This is a genomic window from Spiroplasma endosymbiont of Phyllotreta cruciferae (assembly GCF_918697755.1).
In genome coordinates, this window is record NZ_OU953854.1 from 82,108 (window position 1) to 102,042 (window position 19,935).

Annotated in this window: 17 protein-coding genes and 1 pseudogene; 10 read left to right on the forward strand and 8 right to left on the reverse strand. The window is 26.4% G+C overall.

The window, feature by feature from the left end; genetic code table 4:
• Window positions 1–1,887, reverse strand: a 1,887-nt coding sequence (locus tag NL276_RS00480; RefSeq protein ID WP_253301524.1) for a hypothetical protein, incomplete at its 3' end; no start/stop codon positions are given.
• Between the two features lie 417 nt (window positions 1,888–2,304).
• Between NL276_RS00480 and NL276_RS00485 the strand changes: the two are divergent.
• The 5 genes and pseudogenes from NL276_RS00485 to NL276_RS00505 all read left to right on the forward strand — a co-directional run bounded on the left by NL276_RS00485 (window position 2,305) and on the right by NL276_RS00505 (window position 5,837).
• A pseudogene (locus NL276_RS00485) lies at window positions 2,305–3,287 on the forward strand (IS30 family transposase).
• Window positions 3,288–3,664: 377 nt separating this feature from the next.
• Window positions 3,665–4,276, forward strand: a complete 612-nt coding sequence (locus NL276_RS00490) for a DUF2278 family protein (protein ID WP_253301526.1) — start codon at window positions 3,665–3,667, stop codon at window positions 4,274–4,276.
• 167 nt (window positions 4,277–4,443) lie between these two features.
• Window positions 4,444–5,007 carry a hypothetical protein gene (locus tag NL276_RS00495; protein WP_253301527.1) on the forward strand — a complete coding sequence of 188 codons (564 nt, stop codon included), beginning with the start codon at window positions 4,444–4,446 and terminating at the stop codon, window positions 5,005–5,007.
• A 44-nt stretch (window positions 5,008–5,051) separates the two neighbouring features.
• The gene (locus tag NL276_RS00500; RefSeq protein WP_253301528.1) at window positions 5,052–5,297 is read left to right on the forward strand and encodes a hypothetical protein; all 246 of its coding nucleotides are present in this window, start codon (window positions 5,052–5,054) and stop codon (window positions 5,295–5,297) included.
• A 330-nt stretch (window positions 5,298–5,627) separates the two neighbouring features.
• Window positions 5,628–5,837 carry a GNAT family N-acetyltransferase gene (locus NL276_RS00505; protein WP_253301529.1) on the forward strand — a complete coding sequence of 70 codons (210 nt, stop codon included), beginning with the start codon at window positions 5,628–5,630 and terminating at the stop codon, window positions 5,835–5,837.
• A 129-nt stretch (window positions 5,838–5,966) separates the two neighbouring features.
• On the opposite strand, the gene polA is transcribed toward NL276_RS00505, so the two are convergent.
• The 4 genes from polA to rnmV form a co-directional block, all read right to left on the reverse strand.
• A complete protein-coding gene (gene polA, locus NL276_RS00510) occupies window positions 5,967–8,573 on the reverse strand; it encodes a DNA polymerase I (protein ID WP_253301530.1) in 2,607 nt (868 codons plus the stop codon).
• Window positions 8,574–8,640: 67 nt separating this feature from the next.
• Window positions 8,641–9,384 carry a GHMP family kinase ATP-binding protein gene (locus NL276_RS00515; RefSeq protein WP_253301531.1) on the reverse strand — a complete coding sequence of 248 codons (744 nt, stop codon included), beginning with the start codon at window positions 9,382–9,384 and terminating at the stop codon, window positions 8,641–8,643.
• 2 nt (window positions 9,385–9,386) lie between these two features.
• Window positions 9,387–10,238 (reverse strand): 16S rRNA (adenine(1518)-N(6)/adenine(1519)-N(6))-dimethyltransferase RsmA, encoded by an 852-nt coding sequence (gene rsmA, locus NL276_RS00520; RefSeq protein WP_253301532.1) that lies wholly within the window; start codon window positions 10,236–10,238, stop codon window positions 9,387–9,389.
• Between the two features lie 4 nt (window positions 10,239–10,242).
• Complete coding sequence (gene rnmV / locus NL276_RS00525; RefSeq protein WP_253301533.1) at window positions 10,243–10,761, reverse strand: ribonuclease M5; 519 nt, start codon at window positions 10,759–10,761, stop codon at window positions 10,243–10,245.
• Window positions 10,762–10,887: 126 nt separating this feature from the next.
• Between rnmV and NL276_RS00530 the strand changes: the two genes are divergently transcribed.
• Entirely contained in the window at window positions 10,888–11,937 is a 1,050-nt protein-coding gene (locus NL276_RS00530; RefSeq protein ID WP_253301534.1) for a rod shape-determining protein, read from the forward strand.
• Window positions 11,938–12,179: 242 nt separating this feature from the next.
• A complete protein-coding gene (locus NL276_RS00535; protein ID WP_253301535.1) occupies window positions 12,180–13,238 on the forward strand; it encodes a rod shape-determining protein in 1,059 nt (352 codons plus the stop codon).
• A gap of 14 nt (window positions 13,239–13,252) precedes the next feature.
• Here NL276_RS00535 and NL276_RS00540 read toward each other — a convergent pair whose 3' ends face one another.
• The gene (locus NL276_RS00540; RefSeq protein WP_253301536.1) at window positions 13,253–14,446 is read right to left on the reverse strand and encodes an IS3 family transposase; all 1,194 of its coding nucleotides are present in this window, start codon (window positions 14,444–14,446) and stop codon (window positions 13,253–13,255) included.
• Window positions 14,447–14,612: 166 nt separating this feature from the next.
• Between NL276_RS00540 and NL276_RS00545 the strand changes: the two genes are divergently transcribed.
• The 3 genes from NL276_RS00545 (at window position 14,613) to NL276_RS00555 (ending at window position 17,685) form a co-directional block, all read left to right on the forward strand.
• The gene (locus NL276_RS00545) at window positions 14,613–15,350 is read left to right on the forward strand and encodes a hypothetical protein (protein ID WP_253301537.1); all 738 of its coding nucleotides are present in this window, start codon (window positions 14,613–14,615) and stop codon (window positions 15,348–15,350) included.
• A gap of 171 nt (window positions 15,351–15,521) precedes the next feature.
• Window positions 15,522–16,568, forward strand: coding sequence for a rod shape-determining protein (locus NL276_RS00550; RefSeq protein WP_253301538.1), 1,047 nt, complete (start codon window positions 15,522–15,524; stop codon window positions 16,566–16,568).
• Window positions 16,569–16,626: 58 nt separating this feature from the next.
• Window positions 16,627–17,685: a rod shape-determining protein gene (locus NL276_RS00555; RefSeq protein ID WP_253301539.1), complete on the forward strand. Its 1,059-nt coding sequence runs from the start codon at window positions 16,627–16,629 to the stop codon at window positions 17,683–17,685.
• 71 nt (window positions 17,686–17,756) lie between these two features.
• Here the strand turns inward: NL276_RS00555 and NL276_RS00560 are convergent, their stop codons facing one another.
• Window positions 17,757–18,527, reverse strand: coding sequence for a TatD family hydrolase (locus tag NL276_RS00560; RefSeq protein ID WP_253301540.1), 771 nt, complete (start codon window positions 18,525–18,527; stop codon window positions 17,757–17,759).
• A gap of 9 nt (window positions 18,528–18,536) precedes the next feature.
• Window positions 18,537–19,880: a tRNA uridine-5-carboxymethylaminomethyl(34) synthesis GTPase MnmE gene (gene mnmE / locus NL276_RS00565; RefSeq protein WP_253301541.1), complete on the reverse strand. Its 1,344-nt coding sequence runs from the start codon at window positions 19,878–19,880 to the stop codon at window positions 18,537–18,539.
• Window positions 19,881–19,935 lie beyond the last annotated feature (55 nt).

Below are 19,935 nucleotides of genomic sequence, written 5' to 3' on the forward strand. Positions count from 1 at the left end.
TAAATCGTCGTCATTAATTGACCCACCCCAACCACTATGATCTGCTTTATAAAAGTTTATAATTTCTGATTTTATTTTATTTTTAAATTCTTGATAATTATCTAAATTTTCTCAATAAATTTTTTTAATTTTATTTCATTCATTACTATTAATATCTAATTTTAATTGATCATGAGCTAAAAATTTATAGTATTTTTCAATTGCATCATACTGATTATGTGTGTTATGTTTAATTGCTTCTAAATCATCGCCAGAATTCAGTCATCAAATAACACCCCCCATAATTGCTAATAATAGACCTCCAATTATTAATGATAAACCTAGTGTTTCAGGCGCTAAAGATACTGCAGTACTGGCCTCTGTTCCAATAACAACTTCTTCAGTTGTAACAATGCCACCTTCTGCAGTTGTTAAAGTTTCGGCTGCCGTTAAACCGTTGCTTTCTGATAAAAGTGGTTCCATTTCGATTGCTTCGGTTGTTGATGAGTTTTCTGTTTCACTTAAAAGTGGGGTTTCTTCATTTAATGGTGTTATATCATTTTTTTTCATATATCCAATAAGATCATATTTTATTTTGTTTGGTTTAATTAATTTAGAATACAATAATTTTGCACTAGACCCCCCAGATATTGAAACCCCAGAACCCAAAGCTGCCTTACCAATTGTTTTTAATGTATCTTTAAAATTTTTTTTATTATTTTCAGATAATTTTTGATAATGTTGATTGATTTCATTTAATTTTTGTTGTTTTCTTTCTTTTGAAAGAGAATTATATTTATTAATAATTTTATTATTATTTAAATCATTATTTTTTGAAGAAAAAAAATCTCTTGTTTCTGGTGATAAAGATTTTAATACTTGTTCATGTAATGGTTCTTCTGGTTTTATTGTTTGATAAATTGGTTCTTCTGGTTTTATTGTTTGATAAATTGGTTCTTCTGGTTTTATTGTTTGATAAATATTTAAAGTAAAAAACACTTCAATACTATCCATAAATTCTCTATAATAAATAGATACGTTATTAAGTTCATTATTTTCTGCCGGTCTTCATAAATTGTCCATTTCTAAAACTGGACAATTTAATAATGGACCAATATTTCCATATATAGTTGCACTATTATTTGTAATATTTTCTATACTATTAATATTATTTATTTCAATACTAGGATTCAATTCAATAATTGCATTTAAAATTGTTTCTTCTTTGCTATCTGGTAATTCACCCAAATCTGTTTCCTCAATTAATGAATCTATTGTATGATTATTTGTTGTAAAATTTACTTCTATAGTATCTCCTATAATTTCAGAATTAAGATTTCTAATTGTTGCCGAATTTATTGATGTTTCTATTATTTCTAAGTTTATATTTCTAGATATTATATCGGGGTTAAGTCTTTGTAAATTTTGTAAAATAGTATAGTGATAATTATTTTCTATATTTCCTATATTTGTATTACTAATGATAGAAGATAAGGTAAAACTGTTTGTTGAAAAATTAATAGTAAAAATAATTGAATCTGGAATTATTGAATTTATTTCATTTCCCACTACAATATTTTCTCTTAAATGAATTAATGCAAAATTTTGATTAATATTTTCAAATTCAATATTTTCTATAAAATCTTGTCTAGAGACAATCGGATGGTTAATTTCTATTAATTTTTGAATAATATGACATTTATCGTTTATTTCAATATTTCCAATATTAATTGTTGTAATAATACTTTGTAAAGACGGCGGGTTATTTCTCTTAATTCGTTTTAAATTATTAAATTCATTATTTAATATTTTTTTATTTTCTTTTTGATAAGAACTAGCGGCAATTGTTGTTGGGATAGCAGTTCCACTAATAGTTAATACACTTAATAAATTTAAAAGTTTTTTCATTTTGTATAATTTCCTTTCTTTTATCTTGAAACTTTTTATCAAGAGCTATTGATATTATATATATATATATATATATATACAAGCACTTTTAAATATATTTAAGAAAGGAAGTTATTTAAATGATTATTATAATTATATTTTTGTAATAATCTGGGCTCGCGGGATTTTCATAAGTTTTGAGAAAAATTACTTAAAGTTTAAAAAAACTTTTGCCGCGCTTTTCAAAATACTTGGGAAAAATTCTAAGCGTTAAGCGAAGAATTTTATAAAGGTTCCCAAATTTGTTTGAAAGAACCTCAAAAATTTTTTTAACTTGTAAGTCATTTTATCACAAAAATTTAAGAAAATCAACCGCTCGCCCAAAACCCTAAAAATATATATAATTAGTTATGTACATAAAAGAAAGGATTTTTTAGAATGGATAAGGATAAAACAAAACATCATTTTACTTTTCAAGAAAGAGTAATGTTAAAAGATTTATTAGAACTTGATTCTTTAAAAAGAAAAAATGGTAAACCCAATATATCTAAAATAGCAAAAATATTGCATAAAAATCGCAATACAATTAGACGAGAAATAAAAAGGTTAAAAGATAATGAATATGACGCTAAATTAGCACACGAAGATTATTTACAAAAACGACAAAAATGTTTTAAAAAATCATCATTATTGTTAAATATTTTAGAATGACTAGATGAAAAATATAACAAATTTCATGATTCACCAGAACAAATTTGTAAAAAATATGAAAAAGAGTTTGGTATTAAATTTCCGATATGTTTTAAAACTTTATATAAATATATTCATTTGGAATTTTTAAATTTCAAGAAAAATAATTTGTATTTTCACGATAGAAAATATAAAACAAAAAATAGGATTGATAATCGCGGGAAAATAAGAAATTTTAGAACTATTGAAGAAGCAAAACATGATAAATATGAATTTGGTTGATATCAAATGGATACTATGATTGGTAAAAACAATAGTGTTTGTTTAGTTTTAATCGAAGAATTAACCCAATTTAAAATCATTGAACCATTAAAAGAAAAAACAACAAAAGAAGTTACAAATGCAGTAGAACGAATTTTTTCTAACAGATTTTTTAAAGATAAATGTAAAGGAATAATAACAGATCAAGGCAAAGAATTTGCTGATTGAGAAAAAATTGAAAAAATAACAAATGCTAAAGTATATTTTGTGACGCTGGAACTCCAACTCAAAACCCTAAAGTTGAAAGAGCAATTCGTGATTTTAGACATTGATTTTCCAAAGGAATTGATTTAAGTATTTATTCAAGAAATTATTATCAAGAAGTTGCCAATATAATAAACTCTAAACTTAAAAAAAATTTACATTGACTATCTTCAAAAGAAGTTTTTATACAAATGTTTAATTTTTAATATAATTACTTATAAAATTTTAATCATTTTATTTTTCAGTGTGTCAAAATTCATAAATTTAAGACAAAACTACTAAATTTTTTAAAAATAAATATATTGAAACATTTATTTTATTGATGTATAATCATAACAAATAAACTGCTACACTTCATAGTACAATTTACAATATTATAAAAATCAAGATGCTAGTTTTAAGAACATTAATTAAAAAGCAAATAATTACGCAATTGTTTATAATAATATGCAATTAATTTGATATAAATTATTATTAATGGCATTTCAGTTGCTTTTTGCATAAAATAAAGATATCTTTTATAGATAACATTTAGATTATAAAATCATAGAAAGGAAATGATTAATTATGAAAGAAAATAAATATGTTTTTTTTAAAAGGAAATTTAACCAACTATCATCCGACAGTAAGAGGTAATCCTCATTTCGATTTAGAAATTACTGATAAAAATGATCAATCGTATACTGTCAACATTAATGTTCGTTCACGAATTAAACCGCATGATGTTTTATATTTTATTAAGCAAAATTATCAAAACGATATTGTTGACCGCTGTTTTGCTTTAGATGATACTGTTCATTCGAATTTGACAACAGGAAAAGATGGTTACTGCTTAGATTATTTAAAAGGTAATTTATTTGATTATCGTTACATCACTATTTTGCCATATGTTGGGGATGAAGAAACAAGTGAACTAGAAACTTTATTTAAACAAATTGTTTCGCCTGCTTTAAACAATTCAAAATATCGAATTGGAATTTGAGGAATGGGCTATGGTAATCCAATTGATGGTGTCCACGATGTTCATATGAATCAAGGAAACAATGGCACATTCGAAGAAGAAAATGATCCTTGACAAGACGGAGCGTTTGCCATATATAATATTGAAACAAAAACCGTTGAAAATATTATCTTTATTATGTTCCAATCACAATGTACAACAACCGATGATGAAGGAAATTGTCTAAATAATTAATAAAATGTCTTATAAAATAGGACAATGTTTTTCAACTGTGAATATATAAATAGAAATTATAAATTTATGATAAAAAACTTAAAACTAGCTTGTCAAAATGTATATTATACTATACATTAATTTAAAGACATTAAGATATAATACAATTAAGAGTTAGGAGGGATAATATGCCAGAATGAGGAATTATTATCTTAGTTATTAGTGTTATTATAATCTTTGTAATTGCTATTTATGTCCCAATTTTATATCGAATTAGAAGTGCAAAATTTAAAAAGGAACGAACAATTGATCGTAAAATAACTGTTGATAAACCCAACAATCACCATCGTCACTTATTATTAGAAAAGTCACTTAATCGCCCTTTTTACAACAAATATTTTACTAATTTAACAAATAAATATGAAGTTAAAGCATTAAAAACAAAAATTGTTTTTAATTTGGATCTTTTTGAAAGTGACTATACAAATATTATTGAAATGTTAGTTAAAGCAAGAGATAAAAAGTATCAATCATTAATTAGTTATTTAATTGATACTGACTTAAATTTATTAATAACAAATATCTTTTCAGAAATTACTAATTACTTTATTATTCCTAATTTAGAAGCTCTAAATGAAGAATGAGAAATTATAAATGATGTTTCTGACGAATATTATGCCCAATGAATTTTAGATTTTCGCCAACAAACAATTGATTTTATTTGTAATACTTATTTACCAATTATTTCATAAAAATATCCTTGCATTAATCAAAACTAAAGATATCACCAAAATATGTGGATGAAATTCAGACAATAATTTCAACAAAATATCAGACAATAATTTTTAATAGTTTGGAAAAGAAATTTATTAGTTTAACAAATGAAATGATTACGAATTTTGAAAAAAATAATAATACTATTGATAATGAAAAAGCAAAAGCAAATTTATTAACTGTTGCACAAAAATTTAAAGTTAATTTTGAAAAAATATATAATAAAAATTTTAATATTAGTAAAATTGAAAAACTGCTAGAAAAATAAAATATATAATAAAAATACTAATAAATAATTAGTATTTTTAATTTTTATTTAAAAAACAATATATTAAAACTATTTTTTAGATATAATATTAGAAAAAGGAACCACTTATTATGCAACAATATCATTTAATTTTAGAATAGAATAAAATTATTGAAACTGAACGTCTAATTCTGCGCCCCAATCACCCTTGCAGATGCTAATAATATTTTTGAATATAGCAAAGATATTGAAAACATACAATTTTTAGAATGGGGACCCCATCAAACTATTATGGAAACATAAAACATAATTGCGCAACTCTTTTTAAACCAACCACTAGATAAATGAGGATTGGAATTAAAAGATACCCACCAAATGATTGGAATTATTGATTTACGCTTAGATCCAATTATGCCAAATGCAAAAATGGGTTATATTGTTAATAAAAAATATTGAGGAAATGGCTATATTGTTGAAGCCGGGAAAGTAGTTATTGCCTTAGCTTTTAAAAAAAATGAAATTAAAATGAATTTTTGCTGAATGCGATGTTGAAAACACTAACTCATAACGAGCAATAATTAAAATGGAAATGGAATATTCAGGAATGTTACCATACCAAATTACAACAAATTATGGCCAAAATCGAAATCATAAAAATTATGGCATAAAAAATGTTGATATCATTTAATTTTATTTTAAATCATATCAACTCAAACCTGTTTTCATATCAACTAATAACTTAACATCTAACACCATTGAATCTTCCATTAAATTTTTAACAATTGTTTTAACTTGTGATAATTCATTTTGTGGAATTTCAAAAATTAATTCATCGTGAATTTGTGCAATTATCTTTGCTTTTAAATTTAATTTTAAAAATTCTTGATCAATGTTTTTTAAGGCAATCTTAATGATATCTGCCGCACTGCCTTGAATTGGCATATTCATTGCAATTCGTTTTCCAAATTCTCTTTGCATATAGTTGCGATCATTAATTTCAGGAACATATCGTTTTCGATTAAAAATAGTTGTAACGTAACCATTTTGTTTGCAAAACTCAACTCGACTATCAATAAACGCTTTAATTGTAGGGAATTGTTGGTAATAATTATTAATAATTTCTTTTGCTTTATAAACGGGGATATTTAAATCAGTTGCCAATCCAAAATCACTAATGCCATAAATAATCCCAAAGTTAACAGCTTTAGCGCTACGACGAATATTAGACGTAATTTCTGCTTTTGGCAAATTAAAAATTTTCATTGCCGTATTAGTATGAATATCTTCATTATTATTAAAAGCCATAATTAAATCTGAATCTTTTGACATATGAGCTAAAATTCTTAATTCAATTTGTGAATAATCACATGATAATAAAATATTATCTGTTGTTGAAACAACAAATATTTTTCTAACCTCTTTTTGAACTTCATCACGAATACTAATATTTTGCATATTTGGTTCAACCGAAGAAAGGCGACCCGTATTTGTTAACGTTTGTTTATAAATTGTATGCACTTTACCATCATTAAAAATATACTTTTCCATCCCTTTTAGATATGTTGAATATAATTTTTGATACTTCCGATAATCTAAAATTTTAGGAATAATTTGATGAGTATCCTTTATTTCCTCTAAAACTTCCTGCGCTGTTGATCCTTTTTTTAGATCAGACAAAGAAAAATCACAATATAATAATTCTGATACTTGTTTTGGCGAATTAGGATTAATTTCTTTTTGGGCAATTGCGTTAATTTCATTATTTAATTCTTGAACAATTTTTTCAATTCGTAATGTTTGATCCGTTAACTCTTGTTGGTCAATTTTTACCCCATTAATTTCCATTCGTGCTAATGCAAAAGCTGTTGGTAACTCAATATCATAATATAAATCATATTGTTGATTAGTTTTTAATAATTTAATAATCTTTGGCTGCAATTTATTAATATAAAATGTTTTTTCCCCAATAAACTGACTTAGTTTAATAATATCAGCTGGGATTTGTTTTTTAACTCCTTTCCCATAAAATAAATCATCAGTTAAAATCTGTTTCTTTTCAAATAAATTAATGTAAGTATCTAGCGTATTTTTTGCATTAGAATTATAAACATAACCAGCTAGCATCATATCATAACTAATATTTTGCACAATAATGTTGTCCCGAGCTAAAGCAACAATTAAACTTTTGGCATGATAAGTTATTTTTTGATATTTTGGATCATGTAAAAACCGATGCCATAATTTGTCATGTTTAGCATTAATATAATCAAAATAAAAAACTCCTTTGGAATTAACAATTCCAAAGCCAATGATTTCTGAAAGATGATAATTTTCATCAAATAATTCTAAATAAACAGTAGTATTATCCTCATTATATCCTTCTTTTCATTCTTCAATAATTTCAACTTTTAACTCTGAATTTTGAAAATCATCTTTGTTACTAAATAATTTTGTTATAAAAGAATTCATATTATATTTTAAATAAAATTGCATTAAAGCATCATGATTTGGTTGAAATGGGGTAAATGCAAACTGTCTTAAATTAATATCACAAAAAATTGTGGCAACTTTTTTACATAATAACGCATCTACTTTATTATTTAATAAATTTTGTTGTAATGTCCCTTTAATTTTATCAATATTATCATATAGGTTTTCAATTGAATGATATTCTTTAATTAATTTTATTGCTGTTTTTTCACCAACACCAGGAACTCCTTTTAAGTTATCAGAAGGATCTCCCATTAATCCTTTTAAATCAGGAACTTGTAATGGTTTAACTCCTCATTTTTCTGCTAAAGCCATCTCATCAATGACATCGGCAGTATCGCCTTGACGCGGAACTAAAATATTTGTTTTATCACTTATTAATTGATATAAATCTTTATCACTTGAAAAAATATCAACATAAAAATCTTCTTTTTCTGCTTGTTGTGCCAAACATCCTAACAAATCATCAGCCTCATACCCTTCTTGTTCTAAATACGGAATCTGATAACTATCTAAAAATTCTTTTACAATTGGAAATTGCACAATTAATTCCTCTGGTGTTTTACTGCGGCCATCCTTATAATCAGCTAATAAATCATGGCGAAAGTTCTTTTTTCCTTTGTCAAAAGCAACAACAACACTATAATAATTATTTGCTTTTAAAATTTTATTTAGCATATTAGCAAAAGCATAAACTGCATTAGTTGGAGTTCCGTCTAAACTTTTTAACATTTCACCATTATAAGCCGTAGCATAAAACGCTCTAAAAAGTAAAGCATTTCCATCAATTAACAATACTTTATTCATTTTATATTCTCCTCATTTATGTTAAATTATAGCCTAAATTAATTTTAAAATATACTTTAAAACTATATTATCATACTAAAAAAGTACCACCACTGCCCGATAGCATCACATTGTAGTGTTCTTTTTTTAATGTTATATAAAATTTTTTTAGCTTTGGATTAATTTTAAAAGCGGGTTGTTGCAGCATATTATAGTAGATATTAGTATTTTTCTTTACTTTATAATATTGATAATTATGATCAAATTCTTCATAAACATCTTTTGTAATTGATGAAATTTTTGAATTAATAATTTTAAAATTAGGAATTTCATATTTTTTAATTTGGTTCGATGTTAAATACGTAATTCTATTACCATAACCAAAAATAATTGCTGGTTTTTCTAAATAAAAAAATAAGGCATCTGAACTAAGATTTTTAATTAATTTTTTAACTTTTTTTGAATAATAATTAATTTTAAAAAAATTACAAATTATTTTAATAACAGCAACAGCATTACTAGAAGAATACCCTAACCCTGAGCCAATTGTTGTATTTTTAATTAAATTAATATGTAAAGGAATTGTTTTAAATTTAGGAAAAACTGTAACAAACTTATGATAAGCGTCTAAAACAGTATTATTATTTCAATCAAGTTCTTTCTTATTACAAGTAAAGATTGTTTGATTACCTTGATAAGGTAGAACCTCAACCATATCATATTCTAATTTGTAAGGAAAAATAATACTTTGAATTCGATGCATTTTTTTTCATTGATTCTTACGAAAGACTTTTAATGTTAAATTAAATTTACCATATGATCTAATTTGCATTATTAACCTTTTTTCTCATTTTGTTTAACTTCATTATATAATATATAAAAATCATTTAAGGTTAAACTTTCTGATCTTAAATTTAAAGCATAATTTAATTTCAATAAAATATTTTGTGCTAATGTTTTGTCATGCAAAATAGTTGCTAAATTATTTAAAATTGTTTTTCGCTTTGTTGCAAACATGGCTCGAATAAAGCTAATAAAATCTTCCTCATTTTTTAAATCAGGATATTTTTGATTTAATTTAAATTTTAAAACAACACTATCAACTTTAGGCACAGGAACAAAATTATTTCGTCCAACTAAACAAACTTTTTCAATATAACTATAAAATTGGCAAACAATAGAAAGATTATTGTACACCTTTGAATTTGGTTGAGCCATAATTCTTTCACCAACTTCTTTCTGCATCATTAAAATAATTTCTTTTACCTTTGGGTTCTTTATTTTTAATAATTTAAAAATAATCGGTGAAGTAATATAATAAGGAATATTTGAGATGATACTAATTGGATTATTATCTGAAAATTCAGTTGCAAATAAAGTTTCTAAGTCAAGGGTTAAAATATCTGCTTCAATGATTTTTGAATTTTTATTTTTGAATTTTATTGTTAAATACCTTACTAAATCTGGATCAATTTCAACACAAATAAATTTATTTGCTTTTGCTAAAATTTCATTCGTTAAAGCCCCCATCCCCGGACCAATTTCTAAAATATTGGTTTTTGGAAATTCAAATGCACTATCAACAATTTTATTAATAAAATAAGCATTTGTTAAAAAATTTTGGCCTTTACTTTTTTTGGCAATAATCATCCCTTCTACTCACATTTCCTGATTTTGTTTTTTCATATCCTTATTTCTCCTCTAAAATCTTAATTAAATCATCTTTTGTCACATTCATATAATTTAAACACTTAAATGTTGTTTTATTATTAGTGGGTGCTAAATTATAATAATTGATAATTTTTTGACGTCTTAATTTTGAATCAACTAAATTAATATAATCACTTCATAATAAACTATCACCAACTGTGTTGCTAAATATAATTAGATTACTAATACTATTCTTAATTGCTAACGTAGAAGCTTCAGCAACTCCTACTTTTTTTCCTTTAATTGCATCAGTCTTATTGATAAAAGCATGAATACAATTGTTATCTAAATAATCACTAATCATTTGACGTAATTTTTGACCAGGATGATCAGGGTCGGTAAAAATTATCACTTTATTATGTAAACTAATTTTTTTAATTAATTCTAGTTTTTCTGTTGTAATTCCACCCCCACCAGTTTCAATGATTTTTAGGTCCGGAAAAATACTTTTCAATTTTGTTGCAACTGTCTTGCCTTCTACAATAACGAATGTTCCCACTGTTGCCTTTTCCCTCATAAAAATCTTTTTGGTTTAATTTATCATAATTTTATAGTATAATTATACTAGAATGTTATATTAAAATAATGATAAATTTTAAATATAGGAGTAGGAGGCAAAAGAAATATGGCTAATTATAAATTTGGAAAAGATTACTCATTCTTAGCTTTAGACCTAGGTACAGCTAATACAGTAGCATATGTTTCAGGACAAGGAATTGTTTATAACGAACCTTCAATGATGGCATATGACACCTTAAGTAACTCATTAATTGCCTTAGGAAACGAAGCATACAAAATGGTTGGAAAAACACATGAACACATTAGAATGGTAACACCATTAGTTGATGGAGTTATTTCAGATATGGATGCTGCCCAAGATTTATTAAAACACATTTTTAGTAGATTAAAATTATCAGGAATTTGAAAAAATTCTCTAGTAATATTAGCGTGCCCAAGTGGAGTTACAGAACTAGAACGTGGTGCTTTAAAAGCAATTGCAAAAGATATGGGAGCAAGTCACGTTTTAGTTGAAGAAGAAGTTAAATTAGCAGCATTAGGAGCTGGTTTAAACATCGGATTAGCACAAGGAAACTTGGTAATCGATATTGGTGGAGGAACAACTGATATAGCAATCATCTCAGCAGGTGATATTGTAATCTCAAAATCAGTTAAAGTTGCTGGAAAACACTTAGATCAAGAAATTCAAAAATACATTCGTGCCGAGTATAATGTTTTAATTGGAATTAGAACCGCCGAACAAATTAAAAAAGAAATTGGAGCATTAGTTAAAATAATTAATGAAAAAACCGTTCGTGCCTTTGGGCGTGATATTATCACTGGACTACCACGTGAAGTAATGATTAAACCCGAAGAAATTAAAAACGTTTTATTAGCACCATTTTCAAGAATCACAGACTTGTTAGTTGAAGTGTTAGAACAAACACCACCTGAATTAGCGGGAGATGTTATTAGAAATGGAATCACAATTTGTGGCGGAGGAGCTTTAATTCGTGGAATTGTTAAATATTTTGAATCAATTTTCCAATTAAAAGTAAAAGCTGCAAATGACCCATTAATGTGTGTAATTGATGGCGCTAAAACATATGAAAAAAACTTAGGTGCTGTAATTGAAAGAATTCAATTGTTAGAAGCAAATGAATATAAAATTGCATAAAAATTAAAAGTATATTAAAATGTACTTTTTTTGTAAAAAAGAGAGTAAAATAAAATAAAATGCAAAAAAAAATTAAATTGCTATTTTTAATTGCAAATTACTCTGGATTTTATATAATAAAATTACTTGATGTTGAATTTTTTATTACAATTTAAGGGATTTAATATTTAAGAAAATTATTATGTTATTTATTATTGCTATGTTTTTTAACGAAGCAATAAATGGAAGGAGACATTTTAAAGATGGCAATATCAGACGTATTGAAAAATACATTCAACATCTCACCAAAGCCACCCCGTAAATTTATCGCTATAGATTTGGGGACAACTAATTCGATCGCTTATGTTGCGGGGAGAGGTATTATTTTCAACGAAGCATCCGTAATGGCATATGAAATTGGAACCAATAAACTAATTGCATTAGGAGATGATGCTAAAAAGTTAATTGGAAAAACTCATGATAGAATTGAAATTTATACACCATTACGTAACGGAGCAGTTACAGACTTATCTATTGCTGAAGAATTTATTCAACAAATAGGGAAAAAAGCAAAGGTGGCTGACTTATGAAAGAATGCTATTGTTTTAATTGCGTGTCCAAAAAATGTTACAGAGTTAGAAAAACGAGCAATAATCAAAATGTGTAAAAATATTGGTGCAGATTTTGTTAAAATTGAAGAAGATTCATTAATGGCTGCTCTAGGAGCCGGAGAAAACATTTTTGCACCAAAAGGAACTTTTATTTTAGACATTGGTGGCGGAAAAACAAGTTGCGCTATTATCTCAGCTGGCGGAATTGTTGAAAGTAAATCAATTAAAACAGCTGGAAATTATATTGATGAAGAAATTTTAAAATATATCCGTGCTAAACACACAATTTCAATTGGAGTTGTAACAGCAGAACAAATTAAAAAACAAATTGGATCATTATACAAAATGAAAGAAAACAAAAAAATGATCATTTTTGGAAGAGACGTTGTCACAGGAATGCCAAAAGAAGCTGAAATTTTAGATTCAGAAATTAGAAAGTTATTAATAAGTGTTTTTTCATCAATTATACAATTAATAACTGAAGTACTAGAACAAACACCTGCTGAATTAGCTGGAGATGCTGTAGCCAACGGTATTATAGTTACTGGTGGTTGTGGACAAATTGCAGGAATTAAAGAATTTTTATCAGATTATTTCCAAATTCCAGTTCGTGTTGCTAAAAATGCTGAAACATCTGTTATTGATGGTTGCATTGCATATGAGAAAAAAATTAGAGATGGATTAATTGAAGAAAATAAAAAAAATAGATAAACTGAAGATGTCAATTAAAATTGACAGAAAAAAAAGATTTTTTTATTAAAAAACTCCATTCGTTGTTTGAAAGGAGTTTTTCTTTGCGATATTCTTGGCCTTACAAAGTTATAAAACTCAATATAGTTCGAAACAATTTCATAAATATTATTTAAATTTAGTTCATTTCGTTGATATAAATATATGCATTCTTTTTTAAATGAACTAAATCAAGTTTCACATGCCCCATTATCTGGTGAATTTCCTCTTCGAGACATAGAAATAACCATGTGCATACTTTCACATAAATCCTTCCACATTGGTGAAGTATATGAGCTACCCTGATCACTATGAATTATTACATTTTTTGGTTTTCCTGAATAATTTCAAGCTGAAACTAAATTTTTGTAGCACAAATTGCTATTTAGATTATTAGATAATTTTCAATCTAAAATTTCACCATTAAATAAATCTCTTACAATTGATAAATATAACATTTTATTTTTTATTGGTAAATATGTAACATCAGTTACTCATTTTTGATTAGGTTTAGTTGCAACAAAATTTCTGTTTAAAACATTTGGAAACCTTAATGGTCTAGATTTTAAATAACTTGGCTTAATTTTACGTTTAATAGATTTAATTTTTAAAATTTTCATGTATCTATAAACAACTCATTTGTTAAGTTTTATGTTTTTATATTTTTCTAATAAAATACTCAGCATTGGATATCCGTAGATACCTTTAAATTTATTAAATAATTCTAATATTGTATTGGCAAATTTAATATTATAATTTTTATACTTAGGCATTCCATTTTTTATTCATAAATAATATCCTTGTCTAGTAACTTTTAATTTTCGGCATAAAAAATCAACAGAATAATCTGCTGATAAATTATTAATGGCGAATAACTTATCTTTAATAGTCTTCGCTTCATACTTTTTTAGTGCAAGATGGAGCTTTGCAATTTCTTCTAATTCAAAGCGCGACATTTTAGTCACATCATCAGTCATAACTTTTGATGCTTTCATTCTACGTTTTGAATGATGAATTGTTTGCAAGCCACGGCCTCACTCTAAATTATCAACATTTTCTTCAGCCTCAGCGCGTCATCTTTGAATAGTTGACTTTGCTACATTATATTTTTCTGCAGAACTTCTCACTCCATTTTGTTTAGAAAATTCTAATATTTCAATTTTTTCATCTTTATTTCATTGTTTTGCCATAAAAAAGAACATCCTTTCAATAAAATTATATAACAGAAATTTTAACTCTCTTTTTTCTGTCAATTTTATTTTATATGTTCAAAACAAATGTTTATCTTTTTTTATGACAATGACAATAATTTTTATAAAAATGATAAAATAACATTATATAAGGTGTAAAACAAGAATGAAAAAACTACTATTATTTTTAACAGCATTAACAATTACAACATCGACAGCAACTGCTGCTGTTGTTAGTTGTTCAACAATTGATGTTAGAATTCGTCAATCATTTGCAAGTTGAAGTTATACTTCAAAAACGGATCAACCAATATTTGGAGAAGTTTTTAATACCGATAAAACTATTAATGAGCCTTATTTTTCATACTGATTTATTCAACAAGTTTTAACTTCATCAGGACATATGAATACTGATAAACCATGGAATCAATTACTAAATAATAATAGTGGCATTGCTTGGCCTTATCCTAATACAACAAATATTGAAGAAATTGATAGTAATTGATTTTATTACACAATTAATACTATTCAAACTGGCAAAATAAATATTACAGATTTAAAAACTTTTTTTATCTACATGACAATCTATAATCCAATTATGATTTTAGAAAACAGCCAAATTTTTAAATATCAATATAGTCGTGAGAAATCAGCTATTAAAATAGAATATTTATATAAAACAACAAATGATATTGAAAAATATATTGAAACAATAAATAGCAAATATACTACTTTTTATAAAAAAACTGTTGAAGTTAAATATTTAAAATTAGTCCCATATTTTTTACCAATTGAAAAAGAAAAACAACGAATTAAAAATTTAGTTAATACTTTAATTCGAATTTTAACAATTATGTCCCCTACTTTTGTTGTTCCGTTAAACGTTAACACTAATCGCTACTAAAACTAATTATGGAAATAATTTTAAAAAAAAAGTTAAAAAAATATGTTATAATTAATTCGTATTGTATTCTTTATTTACAATCAAATATAGAATTGCAATTCATTTTTACTGATTAATCAAATATATTAATCTAACTAAATAAAACAAGAAGAAACAGGAGGACAAAATTACATGGCTTTATTTAATAATAGCACAAAGAAACCAGCTTTCGTTTCTATGGACTTAGGAACTGCTAATACATTAGTATATGTTTCAGGTTCAGGAATAGTTTATAATGAGCCTTCAATTGTTGCTTACAGAATTAAAGAAAACAGAATTATTGCTGTAGGTTCAGAAGCTTACAAAATGATTGGAAAAGGAAACAAGTCAATTCGTATTGTTAGACCAATGGTTGACGGAGTTATTACAGATATTCGTGCAACAGAAGCACAATTAAGATATATTTTCACAAAACTACGTATTACAAAACAATTAAAACATTCAATTATGTTATTGGCTTGTCCATCAGTTATTACTGAATTAGAAAAAGCTGCATTGAAAAAAATTGCAATGAACTTAGGAGCATCTAAAGTTTTTGTTGAAGAAGAAGTTAAAATGGCTGCTTTAGGTGGAGGTGTAGATATCTACAAACCTGCTGGAAACTTAGTTGTTGATACGGGTGGAGGAACAACAGATATTGCTGTTATGGCCTCAGGAGATATCGTATTATCTAAATCAGTTAAAGTTGCTGGAAACTACTTAAACGATGAAGTACAAAAATTCATCCGTTCACAATATGGTCTAGAAATTGGATCAAAAACAGCTGAACAAATTAAAATTGAAATCGGATCATTATCGAAATATCCTGATGAAAGAAGAATGAAAGTTTATGGACGTGATGTAGTTTCGGGATTACCAAGAGAAATCGAAGTAACACCTGAAGAAATCAGAGAAGTATTAAAAGTACCAGTGTCAAGAATTATTGACCTAACAGTACAAGTGTTAGAAGAAACACCGCCTGAATTAGCAGGAGACATTTTCCGTAATGGAATTACAATCTGTGGGGGTGGAGCCTTAATTAAAGGAATTGACCGTTACTTTACAGATACATTACAATTACCATCAAAAATCGGTGAACAACCATTATTAGCCGTTATTAATGGAACTAAAAAATTCGAATCAGACATCTTTGATATCTTAAGATTAGAATCAATGCATGTAAAAGAATTAAATTACTAAAATGGCTATTAATAATAACACTATTAATAGTTATTAAATCGTTAAGGAGGAAAAAAACGTGAGACCAGAAACTAGACCATTTATTTCTCTTGACTTAGGAACTGCTAATGTTTTAGCATATGTTTCAGGACAAGGTGTAGTCTACAATGAACCATCATTAATGGCTTATAACAATAAAACTAATAGTTTAATTGCCTTAGGAAAAGCTGCCTATGATATGGTTGGAAAAACACACGGAGATATTAGAATGGTAACACCATTAGTAGATGGAGTTATCGCAGACATGGAAGCTGCACAAGATTTATTAAAACACATCTTTTCAAGAATGAAAATGATGAACATTTGAAAAAATGCTATTGTATTATTAGCATGTCCAAGTGGAGTTACAGAATTGGAAAGAGAAGCTTTAAAAAATGTTGCTAAAGAAATGGGTGCTGAATTAGTTATTATCGAAGAAGAATCTAAAATGGCCGCTTTAGGAGCAGGAATTAATATTGAATTACCTCAAGGACACTTAATTATTGATATTGGTGGAGGAACAACTGATTTAGCTATTATTTCATCAGGTGATATCGTAGTTTCAAGATCAATTAAAGTTGCTGGAAACCACTTTGATGATGATATTCGTAAATACATTCGTTCAGAATACAACATTGCTATCGGACAAAAAACAGCTGAAGATGTTAAAAAATTTATTGGTTCATTAGTTAAATACCATAACGAAAGATCAATTCAAATTTATGGACGTGATATTGTTTCAGGATTACCAAAAGAATCAAAAATCTCTTCAGAAGAAATTAGAAATGTCTTATTAAATGCATTTTCTAAAATTACAGACTTAGTAATTGAACTATTAGAAAATACACCACCTGAATTAGCAGGAGACATTATGAGAAACGGAATTACAGTTTGTGGTGGAGGAGCCTTCATTAGAAATATTGATAAATACTTTTTTGATATCTTCCAATTACCAACAAAAACTGCTTCAGATCCATTAAATTGTGTTATTGAAGGAACAAAAATATTTGAAAAAACAATTAAGAAAAATATTGAAAATGGTTTGTATAATTTCCAAGAAAAAGGATTATTATCATCATTAGGTAAAAAAAGAAAATAAATTAAAATGAAAAAAATATTAGATTGCTCTAATATTTTTTTCATTTTAACTTTTGTTATTTAATTTAAAAATTATTCAAGATTAAATAATTTACGGGCATTCTTATTTGTAATACGAATCACTTCTTCAACGGGCATGCTTTTTAATTCTGCTAGTTTTTTAACTGTATACATAATAAATTTAGGATAATTTTTCTTCCCACGGTATGGATCAGGAGTTAAATATGGTGCATCTGTTTCAACCAAAATTTTATTTAGCGGTACCATTTTAGCAACTTCACGTAACTGCTCGGCATTTTTAAAAGTAATATTTCCTGCAAATGAAAGATAAAATCCTAAATCTAAAAATTTTTTTGCCATTTCAATTGTTCCATTATAGCAATGCATCAAACCAATTTCGATTTTTTGTGTTTTTAATATTTCATAACAATCTTCATAAGCATCACGACAGTGAATTGCTACAGGAAGGTTATGTTCCTTTGCTAATTCAAGTTGTTTAATAAATCAATGTTTTTGTAAATCTGGTGAAACATTTTTATGATAATAATCCAAACCAATTTCGCCAACAGCAATTACTTTATCACTATTTAATAACTGATCTAATTTTATTAAATCTGTCACGCCATATTCAGCAACACCAGTTGGGTGAATCCCAATTGTTGCAAAAACATTATCATATTGCATTGCATGGCGAACTGCTGCTTTACTAGATTTTAAATCATACCCAACATTATTAAGCCAATAAACGCCACTTATTTTTGCATCAGCAATTATTGCTGAAGTCTCTTCGTTTTCATATTCATGTGACATTAAATGACAATGTGTATCAAAGATTCCTTGCATATTTTCCTCCTATTTTCCTAGGCAATATCTACTAAAAATTGTTGTCAATAAATCATCTTCATAATTTTCACCTAGAATTTCACCTAATATTTCCCAAGCCTCATGTAAGTCAACATTAATAATATCAACTGGAAATCCACTCGTAGTATTATTATATGCATTTTTTATTGAATTTGCTACCTTCTCTAACAAAGAAATTTGTTTTATGTTTGATAGAACCAACTGATCATCCTTAATAAGATGTTCAGTATTATATAATATTAAAATCTTATCAATTAACGCTTTAATATCTCGATTTAAAGCAGAAATCCCAACTAAATGTTTATCTAAGTTGGGCTTATTAACATTAAGTAAATCAATTTTATTGAGAACTAATAAATACTCTTTATTTTCAATTAACGCTTTAACATCAAAATCTAATTCAACTAAATTTAAATAATTATCTGCAACAACTAAAACTAAATCAGCATTTTCAACTTGTTGTCGTGCTTTTTCAATTCCCATTTGTTCAATTTTATCAACTGTTTCACGTAACCCGGCAGTATCAATAATGTTCAGTGTTAGTGGTCCTAAGTTAATTTTTCCTTCCACAATATCTCTTGTTGTTCCTGGTACCTCAGACACAATGGCTTTATCTTCGTTCATTAAAGCATTTAACAACGATGATTTCCCAACGTTTGGTTTACCAAGAATCAAAACATTAATTCCCTCATTAATAATTTTACCAACTTTACTGATTTTAACTAAATCATTAATTTTCTGTTCTAAAACAAGTAACTGTTGATTTAATTCTTGTGTTGTTAAATCACAAACTCCATCATACTCTGGATAATCAATATTTACTTCAATGTTAGCAATAATATCTAACAATTCATCACGATAAGCACTAATTAAATGCGTGTTTTTATTTTGTAAATTATTCAAAGCTATTCTAGCACTATTATCATTTGTTGCATTAACCAAATCGTTAATTGCATATGTTTGCACCAAATTAAGTTTTCCATTTAAAAAAGCTCGTTGGGAAAACTCCCCTCGATTAGCTAACCGTGCTCCATTTTTTAACAATAACTTAATAATTTTATTAGTAACTAAAACACCACCATGACAATTAATTTCAATGATATCTTCGCCAGTAAACGAATTTGGACTTTCAAAACAAACTAAAATAACTTGATCAATTGTTTCACCATTTTCAGTTAAATAACCATAGCAAACTTGGTTCCCATTAGGAACAACTGTTTTTGAAAAAATTTTATTAATAATTTTGTAACTATCAGACCCTGACATACGAATAACTGAAATTGCTTGTTTCACCATTGCTGTTGCTGGGGCAACTATTGTATCTTCAAACATTTTTTGAAACTCCTCTTTGCTTTGTTAAATTATATCAAAATTAAAAAAAAATAAA